This is a genomic window from Pseudomonas sp. W2-17 (assembly GCF_041060445.1).
Lineage (GTDB): Bacteria > Pseudomonadota > Gammaproteobacteria > Pseudomonadales > Pseudomonadaceae > Aquipseudomonas.
Genome location: NZ_JAUFNS010000027.1, coordinates 40,246 through 53,849 on the forward strand (window position 1 = coordinate 40,246; position 13,604 = coordinate 53,849).

Below are 13,604 nucleotides of genomic sequence, written 5' to 3' on the forward strand. Positions count from 1 at the left end.
CTTAACCAACATTGTTCGTGGAGAGAAAAACTGATGCTCAAGACATTGAAGCTCACCGCCTTATCGGTCGGCATGATGTGCGCGGCGCAAGCCATGGCAGCGGACCTGACGGTCATTTCCTTCGGCGGCGCGAACAAGGCGGCCCAGGAAAAGGCCTTCTACGCGCCGTGGGAAAAAGCCGGCAACGGCAAGATCATCGCCGGCGAATACAACGGTGAGATGGCCAAGGTCAAAGCCATGGTCGACACCAAAAGCGTGACCTGGGATCTGGTGGAAGTGGAATCGCCAGAGCTGTCCCGTGGCTGTGACGAAGACATGTTCGAGTCGCTGGCGTCGGTCGATCTGGGCAACAAGGACAACTACGTCAAGGGCGCAATCTCCGAGTGCGGCGTAGGCTTTTTCGTTTGGTCCACCGTGCTGGCCTACAACGCCGACAAGCTGAAATCCGCGCCGACCGGTTGGGCTGATTTCTGGGACACCGAGAAATTCCCGGGCAAGCGTGGCCTGCGCAAGGGCGCCAAATACACCCTGGAATTCGCCCTGATGGCCGACGGCGTTGCGCCGAAAGACGTCTACAAAGTGCTGGCGACCAAGGAAGGCCAGGACCGCGCTTTCAAGATGCTCGACAAGCTCAAGCCAAGCATTCAGTGGTGGGAAGCGGGCGCACAGCCGCCTCAGTATTTGCAATCGGGCGACGTCGTGATGAGCTCGGCCTACAACGGTCGCATCGCTGCCGTGCAGAAGGAGAGCAACCTGAAAGTGGTCTGGACCGGCGGCGTGTATGACTTCGACGCATGGGCCATTCCCAAGGGCGCAAAAAATGCCGAAGAAGCGAAGAAGTTCATCGCTTACTCCCTCAAGCCAGAGCAGCAAAAGACCTATTCCGAAAACATCGCTTACGGCCCGGCCAATACTGGCGCGGTCCCTTTGCTGAGCGCTGACACCCTGAAAAACATGCCGACCACCCCTGAGAACATCAAGGATCAGGTGCAGATCGACGTGAAATTCTGGGCCGACTTCGGTGAGTCGCTGGAACAGCGTTTCAACTCGTGGGCCGCCAAATAAGGGCACTGCCCAGTAAGCGCTTCGTTGTGAGTTAGATCCGGGTGCGTCGTCTGACCTGTCTGAAAGCAGGGCAGGGGACGCGCTCTTTGTTAAAAGATTTCGGAGTTCACTATGGCCATCGCCGTGCCCCTGACTGAAGGCGCCAGCCCGACCCTGAAGCAACGCCTGGCTCGTGCCGAGCGCGTCAATCGCTGGAAGGCTCAGGCGTTGATCGCGCCATTGGTGATCTTCCTGCTGCTGGTGTTTCTCGTGCCGATCGCGGCACTGCTCTACAAAAGCGTCAGCAACCCGGAAGTGGTGGGTGGCATGCCGCTCACTGTGGTCGAGGTGGCGAAATGGGACGGCAAGGGGCTGCCGCCTGACGCGGTCTACAAAGCCGCAAGCCAGGACCTGGGCGAAGCGCGCAAGAATCAGACGCTGGGTGATCTGTCCAAGCGCTTGAACCAGGAGTTGGCGGGCTACCGCAGTCTCTTGGCGAAAACGGCCCGCGCCATGCCTTTCAAGGAAGAACCGGCTTCTTATAAGGAGGCGCTGGAAGCCATCGATGAACGTTGGGGCGATCCCGCGTACTGGCAGGCGATCCGCCGCAACACCTCAAGCTTCACCCCCTATTATTTGCTGGCCGCTGTCGACCACCGCATCGATGACCTCGGTGAGCTGGCGCCCGCCACACCCGATCAGGCGATTTACATCGACATCTTCGCCCGCACCTTCTGGATGGGCCTGGTGATCACCGTGATCTGCCTGCTGCTGGCCTATCCGCTGGCGTACCTGCTGGCCAATCTGCCCGCACGGCAGAGCAACCTGTTGATGATTCTGGTCCTGCTGCCGTTCTGGACGTCGATCCTGGTGCGCGTCGCCGCCTGGATTGTGTTGCTGCAATCGAGCGGCCTGATCAACGGCGCGCTGATGGCCATGGGCATCATCGATAAACCGCTGGAGCTGGTGTTCAACCGGGTTGGCGTTTACATCTCGATGGTGCACATCATGCTGCCGTTCATGATCCTGCCCATCTACAGCGTGATGAAAGGCATCTCGCCGACCTACATGCGCGCCGCGATTTCCCTGGGCTGCAACCCGTTCGCGAGTTTCTGGCGCGTGTATTTCCCGCAGACCTACGCCGGTGTGGGCGCGGGCTGTCTGTTGGTGTTCATTCTTGCCATCGGCTACTACATCACCCCGGCGCTGCTCGGCAGCCCGAACGATCAGATGGTCAGTTATTTCGTGGCGTTCTACACCAACACCAGCATCAACTGGGGCATGGCGACGGCGCTGGGCGGGTTGCTGCTGCTGGCAACCGTTGTGTTGTACCTGATCTATAACTGGCTGGTCGGCGCCAGCCGCCTGCGTCTGAGCTGAGGAGAACAACCATGTTGAGCCCTTATTCCTCGCCCATCGAGCGGGTCTGGCATTACACGCTGCGCACGCTGTGCGGGTTGATTCTGTTGTTTCTTGTGCTGCCGGTGCTGGTGATCGTGCCGCTGTCGTTTAACGCCGGCAGCTTTTTGGTCTACCCGCTGCAAGGCTTTTCGCTCCACTGGTATCAGGACTTTTTTGGTTCGGCGGAGTGGATGCGCGCGCTGAAGAACAGCCTGATCGTGGCGCCAGCCGCCACGGTGCTGGCGATGGGTTTCGGGACGTTGGCGGCCATCGGTCTGACCCGCAGCAACTTCCCCGGCAAGGCGCTGGTAATGGCGCTGGTGATTTCGCCGATGGTGGTGCCGGTGGTGATTGTCGGGGTGGCGAGCTACCTGTTTTTTGCGCCGCTGGGTCTGGGCAATAGCTACATCTCGCTGATCCTCGTGCATGCCGTGCTGGGTGTGCCGTTCGTGATCATTACGGTGTCGGCCACGTTGCAGGGCTTCAATTACAACCTGGTGCGCGCAGCGGCGAGTCTGGGCGCTTCGCCAACGACGGCGTTTCGGCGTGTGACCCTGCCGCTCATTGCGCCGGGGGTTATCTCCGGTGCGCTGTTTGCCTTCGCGACCTCGTTCGATGAAGTGGTGGTCACGCTGTTCCTCGCAGGCCCAGGCCAAGCGACCTTGCCCCGGCAGATGTTCAGCGGCATCCGCGAAAACCTCAGCCCGACGATTGCCGCCGCCGCGACGTTGCTCATCGGGTTCTCGGTGGTGCTGCTGCTGGTGCTGGAATGGCTGCGTGGTCGCAGCGAGAAATTGCGCACGGCGGTGGAATGATCAATCCAGATAATGGGTTTCGATGGCGTCCATGATCTTTGGTGACACCAGCATGTGCAGGAGATCGACGGTCTCCCAGATGCCGCTCTATCGCGCAGTCAACACAGCCCCTGTGGGAGTGAGCTTGCTCACGAAGACGGCAGTCAAGCCGCTGAAGATCAGTTGGATGTGCCGACCTCTTCGCGAGCAAGCTCGCTCCCACACAGGATCTCGGTAGGGGTCGAAGTCTCTGGTGAAAACCACATTCTTCTCCCGCCACACCACAAAACTGACGCCCTGCACGATCCGGTCTATGTTTCACTCAACGCACGCTGACCCTGCCTCGTAAAAGAGCCACGTCTCCAACAACAACGTAAAGGACGAGCCCGATGAGTGTTTCTGCCTTCAAAATCGCCAACAAACTGATCACCGGCCCGGCCGCCATCGAGCAGTTGTCGGCCGAGCTGACCCGGCTCAACGTTCAAAACCCGCTGATCGTCACCGACGCGATATTGGTCAAATCCGGAACGGTCGACCTCGCGCTGGCCCAATTGGGCGGTCGTCGTTATGGCCTGTTTGATCAGGTCAAACCCGAGCCAGAAATTTCTATTGTTGAGGACTGCACACGGGCCTTCCGAGAGGGCGGTCACGACGGGCTGATCGGGGTGGGCGGCGGCAGTGCTATCGATGTCGCAAAAGGCGTCGCCGCGTTTGCCAGCCACGAAGGGCCGCTGGCCGAGTTATTCGGGGTTGATCAGGTCAAGCGCAAAGGCCCTCCGCTGATTGCCATCCCCACCACGGCCGGTACCGGTTCGGAAGTCACCAACGTGGCGATCTTTTCGGACAAGCAGGCACAGCTGAAAAAAGGCATCGTCAGCGATCACCTGTTGCCCGACGTCGCGCTGGTCAGCCCGTTGATGACCCTGACCTGTCCGCGCAGTGTCACGGCAGCCAGCGGAGTCGATGCCCTGGTGCACGCCATCGAAGCTTATCTATCAGTGAATGCTTCGGCGATCACCGACGCCATAGCCTTGGGCGCCATCAAGCTGATCGTCAAAGCGCTGCCCAAGGCCTACGCCAATCCGTCGAACTTGCAGGCGCGAGAAGACATGGCCACCGCCAGCCTCATGGCCGGCATGGCGTTCGGTAATGCCGGGGTTGGCGCGGTGCATGCGTTGGCGTATCCGCTGGGAGGACGTTTCAACATTGCTCACGGTGTCAGTAACGCGCTGTTGCTGCCGTATGTGATGGAGTGGAACAAGCTGGCCTGCGTCGAACGGATGCGCGACATTGCCGACGCGATGGGCGTCCGCGTCGCACACTTGAGCGACAGGGACGCCGCCGATCTGGCCGTGAAAGCCATGGCCGATTTGTGCGCAGCAGTGGAGATCCCGTCTGGCCTGCGCAGCTTTAATGTGCCCGAAGACGCCATTCCCGCGATGGCCGAGGAGGCCAGCAAGATCGAGCGCCTGATGCGCAACAACCCGAGGAAGTTGACCGCCGCCGACATCGAGAAAATCTACCGCGCGGCGTATTGATCAGGCGTGCTGATCCACACCACTTAACCCTTACGACGGGCCAGCAACCAGCCGACGGTCAGCGTCAGGCCAGCGAGCACCATCAGCGTGGTACGTGGCCGTTGCTGGGTGAAGGTCGCCACTTCGTCCAGCAGATCGCCGTAACGTTCCTGCAGCTCACCCGCTGCTTGACGCGCCTTGCCTTCCATTTGGGTGCGCTCGTCACCGGTCAGGTTGCCGAAGACGTCTTGAGCCTTGCCAGCTGCCTGCTCCAGAACGCCTTTCACTTGTTCGCTTTTCATATCTTGGCTCCAGGAAATGAGTATCAGTGATGAATATCTCGCTGACCCAGACGGGTCAGCCACACTGATAGCGTAGAGCCCGGGCATCACCCCATGAAGGTGACTATGCACCAGAGGCACTGGCGCATTTGCATCACTCAGCGTTTGCTTTTGCCCTGATTGGCGAACAGGTTTCGCTCCCTCGCCCAGACAATGGCTTCCGCCCGGCTGTGCACGTCGAGCTTGGAATACACCGTCGCGACGTGGTTGCGAATGGTGTTGAGCGCGAGGTTCAACCGTGCAGCGATCTCTTTGTCCGCCAGCCCCTCACAGATCAAACCCAGCACATCCCGCTCGCGAGCGGTCAGGTCGGTGAATGAAGCGCTGGGCATCTGTCGACCGTTGACCCGCTTGGCATTGGCCAGCTTTTCGATCAGCGTCTGGCTGAACCACGAAGCGTCCTGCATCACCGTTTCGATGGCCTCGACCAGCTCAAGCTCGGATCGCTTGCGCTCGGTAATGTCCATCAGTACGAAGAGGTAGCAGGCGTTGTCCTGAATCGTCACCGTGTCAGCGGCCAGCACGCAATCCATCGACTCGCTGCCTTTCTTGCGGACCTTCAGGTCGAGCCCGTCGACGCGGCCGGTGGTTTCCAGGACGTTGAACAGCCCGTCCATCACCGCGCCGTCCTCAATGAAGCCTAACTCCGCGACAGTCCGGCCAATCAGCTCCTGGGGGGTGTAACCGAGTGTGCTGAAGAACGCCTCGTTAGCTTCGACGATCTGTTGCCGATCGGCTGTACACACCAGCGTCGGCACCGGCGTCAGCTTGAACGCTTTGGCAAAACGCTCTTCGCTCTGGCGCAGCGCGGTTTCGGCTTTGCGTCTCGGCTCAAGGTCGGTGAACGAAAACAGCATGCAATCTTCTTCGTTCATGTCCAGCGGCTGCCCGGCGACGATGACCAGTTTGGTACCGCCCTCCGGCAGCTTCAGCTCAGCCTGCATCTGCGGGATGGTCGCGCCCTGATTCAAGCGCTCGATGGCGAGGTCCTTGCGCTCGGCATTTTCCAGCACGTCCACCTCGTACACCGAGCGGCCAATCACGTTCTCTCTCGAGTGCCCGGTCATTTCCAGAAAGCCCTGATTGACCTTGATGAAGCGCAGATCACTCAGGCGGCAGATCACGGCGGGGGCGGGGTTGGCGTTGAAGGTCTTTTCGAAGCGCTGTTCGGCGCCGGCCCACTCCGTTGCGTCGGCGAGGATCAGCACCAGCGATTCGGGAGTGCCGGTGCTGTCTTCAAGCACCATGCTGCGAACGCGATGGACCCAGCTGCGCTCCTCTTCTTCACCGATCTTGCTGACCTCGATGAGCACGTCGCTGAACACCTCGCCTGCCGCCACGCGGCTGATCGGGTATTGATCAACGTCCAGCGGATGATTGTTGCGATAGCGCAGGGAAAACCTTTCGCGATAGGCCTCGCCGTTGGCGCCCAGTTCGCTGATCTCTTCGACCCCGTGCATCAGCAGCGCCGCTTCGTTGGCCCAGATGATGGTCTGATCGACCTCCACCAGCATCACCCCGTCCGACAGACCCGAGATGATCTGCTGCAACTGGCGGCGGTTGGTTTCTCTGGCGAGGATGGCCTCTGACATGCTTGCTCTCCTGACGTCTCAATGCGGTCGGGCTTCGGTCAGCCGGGCGCTCCACACTATCGGACCGGCTGGCAAAAGCTTAGTGCTGCAGCTTAGTGCAGGCATGCTTGCGAGGGTCGGTGCGAATGCACCAGACGAAGCGGTGCAAATGCGCCATCACATCGCTCAACGCGCTGATCAAACTGGTTTCACGTCTCATAAGACGCGGTGAGTCCGCCCTCGCAGGCTCGCCCTTATCAACGCAGGGGGTGCATTTGCACTGATACGTCGGTTGCACGCCTGATGTGCACCCCCTGCACCAGAGGAAATTTTCATGGCTTCGACCTACGCAACATCTGCTGTTCTGGGCAGCGCTTCGCCGTTTCGAGTGTCTTGGGGATCGGTGTTCGCTGGTGCGGCAATCACGCTGGTGACCTATCTGGTGCTCAGCGTGCTTGGCACGGCGATCGGCGCGGGTGCGCTTGATCCGATGGCTCAAGGCAACCCGCTCAGCGGTTTCGGCAAGGGCGCCGGCGCCTGGTTGTTCATCAGTACCCTGGTGGCCATTGCCGCCGGTGCCTGGGTGTCGGGTCGTACTGCGCCGGACCGCGGCGGTCTGCACGGTTTGCTGAGCTGGACAGTCAGCACGTTGCTGACCACCTGGCTCCTCGCATCGCTGGCCGGCTCGCTCGTCGGCACTGCCGGCAACATCGCCGGCAAGGGTATTTCCCTGGCGGCCGACGGCGTGGCTGCTGCCGCACCCGGTGTGGGCCAGAGCATCAAGCAAGAGCTGGATAAGAACGGCATCAGCCTGGATTGGGACAGCCTGAAATCACAGCTGGACACCACCCTGAAGCAGTCCGGCAAGCCAGAGCTCGATCCTTCGAAGCTGGATCAGAAAGCTGACGTCGCTGGCGCCGATGCCAAGCAGACAGCAGAACAAGCGTCTACCGATCCAACCCAGGCGGCCGATCAGTTGAAGCAGTGGTTTGATCGCGTCCAGAAAGCCGGCGAACCGGCCTTGAATGCAGCCGACAAAGACGCGCTGGTCAACATCGTGGCGGCCCGCACTGGCAAGAGCAAAGCTGAGGCGCAGCAGATCGTCGACAACTACGCTCAGGCCTATCAACAGGCAGCGGCCAAAGTGGCGGAGCTCAAGCAGCAGGCTGAGCAACAAGCCCGTGAAGCGGCGGATGTCGCGGCCAAGCAGGTCGCCAAAGCGGCGTGGGGCACGTTCTTCATGCTGATCATCGGCGCGGCGTTGAGCTTTGGTCTGGCCCGTTATGCCCTGAGCTCGCGTCCTCGTCTGCTGGTCGAGACTGTGTAAGGTTTCAGCCGTCTCTTGTTGACTCTGAATACCTGAATCAAGCCTGGGCCCGGTGCGCACTTCTGTTGCACCGGGCCTTGTGCTGTTCGGCTCTCTGAATCAAGCCTTCCAGCTCACTCGCGTGCGACCCAACCCACGTTTCAAACTCTTGGAGTACAATGCGCGCCACCGTGATTTCGCTCATAAAAGGTGCGTCATGCAGCCCTTCGCTATTGCTCCTTCGATTCTGTCCGCCGATTTCGCCCGCCTGGGAGAGGAAGTCGACAACGTCCTGGCCGCTGGCGCCGACATCGTCCACTTCGACGTCATGGACAACCACTATGTCCCCAACCTGACGATCGGACCGATGGTCTGCGCGGCATTGCGCAAATACGGCATCACCGCGCCCATCGACGTTCATCTGATGGTCAGCCCGGTGGATCGCATCATCGGCGACTTCATCGAAGCCGGGGCAACCTTCATCACCTTCCACCCGGAAGCAACCCAGCACATCGACCGCTCTCTGCAACTGATCCGCGAAGGCGGCTGCAAGGCGGGGCTGGTGTTCAACCCGGCGACCCCGCTGAACCTGCTCGAATACGTCATGGACAAGGTCGACATGATCCTGCTCATGAGCGTCAACCCGGGCTTCGGCGGTCAGAAATTCATCCCCGGCACGATCAACAAGCTGCGCGAGGCCCGCGCACTCATTGACGCGTCCGGTCGCGACATCCGTCTGGAGATCGACGGCGGCGTCAACGTCAACAACATCCGTGAGATCGCCGCAGCCGGTGCCGACACCTTCGTCGCAGGCTCGGCCATTTTCAACGCCCCTGATTACCGCGAAGTCATTGCGAAGATGCACGCAGAACTGGCGTTGGCCCGTTGACCAGCGGCTTCGAGCAGCTGTTTCCGGGCCGTCTGCCCAGGCTGATCATGTTCGACCTCGACGGCACACTGGTCGACTCGGTGCCGGATTTGGCTGCAGCTGTGGATAAAACCTTGATCCAGCTTGGCCGGCCGCCGGCAGGAATCGAACGGGTACGTGACTGGATCGGCAACGGTGTGCGCGTGCTGGTACGCCGCGCGTTGGCGAACGGCATGGATCACACCGCCGTGGATGAAGAGTCCACGGAGGTTGCGCTGGCGATTTTCATGGAGGCCTACAGCGGCAGCCACGCGCTGACCAAGGTCTACCCTGGCGTGCGCGAAACCCTGAAATGGCTGCAGAAGATGGGCGTCGAAATGGCGCTGATCACCAACAAGCCGGAGCGCTTCGTTGCGCCCTTGCTGGATGACCTGAAGCTCGGCCGTTTTTTTCGCTGGATCGTGGGTGGCGACACGCTGCCGCAGCAGAAACCCGACCCGGCGGCGCTGTTCTTTGTCATGAAAATGGCCGGCGTACCGGGGTCGCAGTCGCTGTTCGTGGGTGACTCGCGTAACGACGTGCTGGCGGCGAAAGCGGCGGGTGTGGCCTGTGTGGCGCTGAGTTACGGCTACAACCACGGACGCCCGATCGCGGAAGAGTCACCGGCACTGGTCATCGACGATTTGCGCATGCTGATTCCGGGCAGTTCTGCCGGTTGCTTAGCGCAAGGCGCTGAGATAACGTTGCTCGACCTCAAGTCTCCCTCCTTTAGAGAATCCATCGTGGTGGTCACTCGCAAACTCTGGATGAAAGTCATCAAGGCCCTGGCCCGCTGGCGTTGGCGCGCCTGACTTGAATCTGGCCGGAACCCCGGCGCGTTTGCATCCCTGACCGTTTTCCCTCAGACCACGAGGCTGATATGACCCGCGAAGAATTCCTGCGTTTGGCCGCTGAAGGCTACAACCGCATCCCCCTTGCCTACGAAACCCTGGCCGACTTCGATACGCCGCTGTCGATCTATCTGAAACTCGCTCACGAACCCAACTCCTACCTGCTTGAGTCGGTGCAGGGCGGGGAGAAGTGGGGGCGTTATTCGATCATCGGGCTGCCATGCCGCACCGTCATGCGCGTGCATGACCACTCCGTCAGCGTGACCCACGACGGTGTCGAGATCGAGCGCCTGGAAGTCAAAGACCCGCTGGACTTCGTCGAGACTTTCAAGGCTCGCTACAACGTCCCGACCATCGCCGGTCTGCCACGCTTCAACGGCGGCCTGGTGGGCTACTTCGGTTATGACTGCGTGCGTTATGTAGAGCCGCGTCTGGGCAAGTGCCCAAATCCTGATCCCCTGGGCATGCCGGATATTCTGCTGATGGTGTCCGATGCCGTTGTGGTGTTCGATAACCTGGCCGGCAAGATGCACGCAATCGTGCTGGTCGACCCGGCTCAGCCTGAAGCCTACGAAGGTGGCCTGGCGCGACTCGAGGCGCTGATGGAGAAACTGCGCCAGCCGATCACGCCCCGTCGTGGTCTGGACCTGACCCGTCCGCAGGCGGCGGATCCGGTGTTCCGATCCAGCTTCACCCAGTCGGATTATGAACAAGCCGTCGACACGATCAAGGAATACATCCTGGCGGGCGATTGCATGCAGGTCGTACCGTCCCAGCGCATGTCCATCGACTTCAGCGCCGCCCCGATCGACCTGTATCGCGCGCTGCGGTGCTTCAATCCGACGCCGTACATGTACTTCTTCAACTTCGGCGACTTCCATGTCGTTGGCAGTTCGCCTGAAGTGCTGGTGCGGGTCGAAGACAACTTGATCACTGTGCGCCCGATTGCCGGGACGCGTCCCCGTGGCGCCACCGAGGAAGAAGATCACGCGCTGGAAGTCGACCTGCTGTCCGATGACAAAGAGATCGCCGAGCACCTGATGCTCATCGATCTGGGCCGCAATGACACCGGGCGCGTTTCTGAAGTCGGTTCGGTGAAGCTCACCGAGAAGATGGTCATCGAGCGTTATTCGAACGTCATGCACATCGTGTCCAACGTCACCGGTCAGCTGAAAAGCGGCCTGACGGCGATGGACGCGCTGCGGGCCATCCTGCCGGCGGGCACGTTGTCGGGCGCACCGAAGATTCGCGCGATGGAAATCATCGACGAGCTGGAGCCGGTCAAGCGCGGGGTTTACGGCGGCGCAGTGGGCTACTTTGCCTGGAACGGCAACATGGACACCGCGATTGCCATCCGCACCGCCGTGATCAAAAACGGCGAGCTGCACGTGCAGGCCGGCGGCGGGATTGTCGCCGACTCTGTGCCAGCGCTGGAGTGGGAAGAGACCCTCAACAAGCGCCGCGCGATGTTCCGCGCCGTAGCCCTGGCGCAGCAAACGCCCGAGGTTTGAAAGTTTAGACGTCCCTGTGGGAGCGAGCTTGCTCGCGAAGGCTGATTTCGCGCCGCTGAATCTTTAGCGTGCTCAACGAAACCTTCGCGAGCCGGTGGAGCGCCACCCGGGGCGCTCCGACATGTTTTAAGTGCGTCAGAAATCCAGACTCACCGCCAGATTCACCCCTTGCTGCGTCACGTCATCATTCTTGCGCCAGTTATAGCCGGCCCGCAGCGTCAGGTCCGGCGCCAGCTTCTGGCTCAGGCCCAGGCTTGCGCGATTCAAGCTGCGCTGCGGATCGTAGCCTTTCAGGTCAAAGTCCACGCCCGGTACGCTGTTCAGCGCGATGGTCACGTCCTGCTGATCGGTGTCGAACTCACGCTCATGGGCCACTTCGCCAAACACTTGAGTCTGCGGCGTGACGTCGAACTTGCCTTGAAGCCCCGCGCCTAGCCGCTTCGACTTGCGCGTCTGGTCGTCATAATTCAGTGCTGTCGCACGGGCGCTGTTCTCCGAATAGCCATCGACGTTGACGTGGGAATAGTCAGCGCTGATGAACGGCGAGAAATGCCAGCGACTGCTCTGCTCGGCCAGATCAAAGCCCACGCGGCCACTGATCGCCCACAGATCGCCGTCCGTGTCGCCTTTCTCCGCGCCTTCGCTGATGCCCAACGCGAACTTGCGCTTGAGGTTGTCGTAGTCGAGTTTTCCGCCCGAGGCTGCCAGGTCTGCCCACCAGTGTTGCGCCTGATACTGCACGAACGCAGTCGCGATATAGCTGTTGAGTTTGTAGTCCGAATCCTTGGCACCGGCTTCCAGGGTTTGCCGGTAAGCGCCCGCAACCAGGCCAGCTCTCCAGTCCTCGGCGAAGCGGTAGCTGCCGCCCACCGTGAGGTTGTAGCCATGGCCGTCGCCGCTCGCGGAATTGCTTTGCGCGTCGAAATCCATTTTCTGACCGCCACCGGCGACAATGGCGCGCCATTCACCAACGTTCTGCCAGTTGCCCCAGTCCGCCAGCCACTGACTGCGCAGCTCATCCTGTTGCGCGCGCAACGTACCGTTGGCCATTTCCGGCAGCAGGGTGATCTCCCACGGTGCCGACAGAATCGAATACCCGTAGTCGGCGATCAGGCGCTGACCCGCGACGGTCGGATGCACGCCGTCGTTGAACAGCAGCTTGGTCGGATCCGGCGTCCGGCCGCCAATCCCGTAGACGCTGTTGGCGGTGCAGTTGTTGCCGTTGAAACAGGTGCCGACCAGGTTCTGATCCGCCGCCAGTCCGTAGCGCGCCGGGTCGGTCAGGACATCACGTATGAGCCCCGGCACATTGAGCGGAATGACCTCGGCATCGATTTGCCCCAGCCGATTCACCAACTGCTGGTTGAACACACCGCTCAGCAACGTCGATGGCCCCTGTAATGGAGTGCCGAATACAGCGGGTGTGCGGCCGATGTCCGGCAGCAGCCAGACCATGATGTAACGCGCGCCGGCCTGGGACAGGATTTGTGCACCGTTCGCCAGGTTGTTGGCAGCGTTGACGGCCTGTCCCGCACTCAGCACCCGGCCCTGAAGGAAGTCATTGCCGCCCCCGGTCAGGTAGTAAAGGGCGTTCGGGTCAGCCCGCGAGCTGTGTTCAACCAGATAACCGGGTCGTGTCCGGAACACCCTCGTGACGCCCGTCGACGCGTCGGTGTTGGCAACCTGTGATTGGGTGGTGATCGCCGCGAGGATCTGATCGGTCCTGTCGCCGCCCACGGCCCAGTTATTGCCGTCCGCCAACCCTTGCGCCGCGCGAACGGGGGAGGTCGACGCCTGCAAATCACCGGGCGCTACGCCAAGCATTCCGCCCAGCAACGTTGATGAATTCAGACCAAATGCCTCTCCGCTGCCGTTGAGGTACGTCGGGCCGGTGCGGTTGGTGAAGCGCAAGGTGGCGCCCGGTGGTCCGCCCGCATCGGGGAACTGTCCGGCGTCGGCGAGGCTGTCGCCGAACACGATCATCGTTGAATAGGGGGAAGAGGCGGCTAGGGCGGAGGAGCAGGCGAGCGAGAGCAGGCAAGCCGCGAACGGCCAGCGCAGTGTGGCTTTGAGCATGGGGGCATCCCTTATTGTTTTAGTGCTGTACGAGAAGGTAGCAGCCGCGACAAAAATCACCCACGATGCTGTGGCATTCACGGCAAATATTCTGTACCGGCTTCCATGCTGCAATCTGCACCTTGCGGGCGTTCAAATCCTGCCAATCGGCCTCTGGGCCGCGCCATACGGGCATTGCGATATTGCGCGGCCTGCGGCGGTACGCTACTGTGCGGCAACGTATGAACGAGACCTTTCCTGTGTCGATTGTCAGCAGCTTCTTGATGCGCGTTATCAAGGGCCACG

The 13,604-nt window shown here is 60.9% G+C and carries 11 protein-coding genes; 8 read left to right on the forward strand and 3 right to left on the reverse strand.

Annotated features, from left to right (window positions below):
• Positions 1–33 precede the first annotated feature (33 nt).
• From QWI20_RS24195 to QWI20_RS24210, 4 genes are all read left to right on the forward strand, one after another.
• A complete protein-coding gene (locus QWI20_RS24195) occupies positions 34–1,065 on the forward strand; it encodes a polyamine ABC transporter substrate-binding protein (protein WP_108121131.1) in 1,032 nt (343 codons plus the stop codon).
• Positions 1,066–1,176: 111 nt separating this feature from the next.
• Positions 1,177–2,424, forward strand: a complete 1,248-nt coding sequence (locus QWI20_RS24200; RefSeq protein WP_369307565.1) for an ABC transporter permease — start codon at positions 1,177–1,179, stop codon at positions 2,422–2,424.
• A gap of 11 nt (positions 2,425–2,435) precedes the next feature.
• Entirely contained in the window at positions 2,436–3,260 is an 825-nt protein-coding gene (locus QWI20_RS24205) for an ABC transporter permease (protein ID WP_369307566.1), read from the forward strand.
• 368 nt (positions 3,261–3,628) lie between these two features.
• On the forward strand, positions 3,629–4,777 hold the full coding sequence (locus QWI20_RS24210; protein ID WP_369307567.1) for an iron-containing alcohol dehydrogenase: 1,149 nt from the start codon (positions 3,629–3,631) through the stop codon (positions 4,775–4,777).
• A gap of 23 nt (positions 4,778–4,800) precedes the next feature.
• On the opposite strand, the gene QWI20_RS24215 is transcribed toward QWI20_RS24210, so the two are convergent.
• Both QWI20_RS24215 and QWI20_RS24220 read right to left on the reverse strand, forming a co-directional pair.
• A complete protein-coding gene (locus QWI20_RS24215; protein WP_369307568.1) occupies positions 4,801–5,058 on the reverse strand; it encodes a CsbD family protein in 258 nt (85 codons plus the stop codon).
• A gap of 137 nt (positions 5,059–5,195) precedes the next feature.
• Positions 5,196–6,689, reverse strand: coding sequence for a helix-turn-helix transcriptional regulator (locus QWI20_RS24220; protein WP_369307569.1), 1,494 nt, complete (start codon positions 6,687–6,689; stop codon positions 5,196–5,198).
• A 313-nt stretch (positions 6,690–7,002) separates the two neighbouring features.
• Here QWI20_RS24220 and QWI20_RS24225 point away from each other — a divergent pair, with 313 nt between their 5' ends.
• The 4 genes from QWI20_RS24225 to trpE all read left to right on the forward strand — a co-directional run bounded on the left by QWI20_RS24225 (position 7,003) and on the right by trpE (position 11,243).
• Entirely contained in the window at positions 7,003–7,995 is a 993-nt protein-coding gene (locus QWI20_RS24225) for a hypothetical protein (protein ID WP_369307570.1), read from the forward strand.
• A gap of 196 nt (positions 7,996–8,191) precedes the next feature.
• Entirely contained in the window at positions 8,192–8,863 is a 672-nt protein-coding gene (rpe, locus tag QWI20_RS24230) for a ribulose-phosphate 3-epimerase (protein ID WP_122536580.1), read from the forward strand.
• Positions 8,864–8,910: 47 nt separating this feature from the next.
• Positions 8,911–9,693, forward strand: a complete 783-nt coding sequence (locus QWI20_RS24235) for a phosphoglycolate phosphatase (RefSeq protein ID WP_369307583.1) — start codon at positions 8,911–8,913, stop codon at positions 9,691–9,693.
• A gap of 68 nt (positions 9,694–9,761) precedes the next feature.
• On the forward strand, positions 9,762–11,243 hold the full coding sequence (gene trpE / locus QWI20_RS24240) for an anthranilate synthase component I (protein ID WP_369307571.1): 1,482 nt from the start codon (positions 9,762–9,764) through the stop codon (positions 11,241–11,243).
• A 135-nt stretch (positions 11,244–11,378) separates the two neighbouring features.
• Here trpE and estP read toward each other — a convergent pair whose 3' ends face one another.
• Positions 11,379–13,319 (reverse strand): esterase EstP, encoded by a 1,941-nt coding sequence (gene estP / locus QWI20_RS24245; RefSeq protein ID WP_369307572.1) that lies wholly within the window; start codon positions 13,317–13,319, stop codon positions 11,379–11,381.
• Between the last annotated feature and the right edge of the window lie 285 nt (positions 13,320–13,604).

Excerpts from the sequence above, each read along its gene's own strand:
- QWI20_RS24195 (WP_108121131.1), top strand. The coding sequence starts at position 34 with ATGCTCAAGACATTGAAGCTCACCGCCTTATCGGTCGGCATGATGTGC.
- QWI20_RS24200 (WP_369307565.1), top strand. The coding sequence starts at position 1,177 with ATGGCCATCGCCGTGCCCCTGACTGAAGGCGCCAGCCCGACCCTGAAG.
- QWI20_RS24225 (WP_369307570.1), top strand. The coding sequence starts at position 7,003 with ATGGCTTCGACCTACGCAACATCTGCTGTTCTGGGCAGCGCTTCGCCG.
- QWI20_RS24220 (WP_369307569.1), bottom strand. The coding sequence starts at position 6,689 with ATGTCAGAGGCCATCCTCGCCAGAGAAACCAACCGCCGCCAGTTGCAG.
- estP (WP_369307572.1), bottom strand. The coding sequence starts at position 13,319 with ATGCTCAAAGCCACACTGCGCTGGCCGTTCGCGGCTTGCCTGCTCTCG.
- QWI20_RS24205 (WP_369307566.1), top strand. The coding sequence starts at position 2,436 with ATGTTGAGCCCTTATTCCTCGCCCATCGAGCGGGTCTGGCATTACACG.
- QWI20_RS24215 (WP_369307568.1), bottom strand. The coding sequence starts at position 5,058 with ATGAAAAGCGAACAAGTGAAAGGCGTTCTGGAGCAGGCAGCTGGCAAG.
- rpe (WP_122536580.1), top strand. The coding sequence starts at position 8,192 with ATGCAGCCCTTCGCTATTGCTCCTTCGATTCTGTCCGCCGATTTCGCC.
- trpE (WP_369307571.1), top strand. The coding sequence starts at position 9,762 with ATGACCCGCGAAGAATTCCTGCGTTTGGCCGCTGAAGGCTACAACCGC.
- QWI20_RS24210 (WP_369307567.1), top strand. The coding sequence starts at position 3,629 with ATGAGTGTTTCTGCCTTCAAAATCGCCAACAAACTGATCACCGGCCCG.
- QWI20_RS24235 (WP_369307583.1), top strand. The coding sequence starts at position 8,911 with ATGTTCGACCTCGACGGCACACTGGTCGACTCGGTGCCGGATTTGGCT.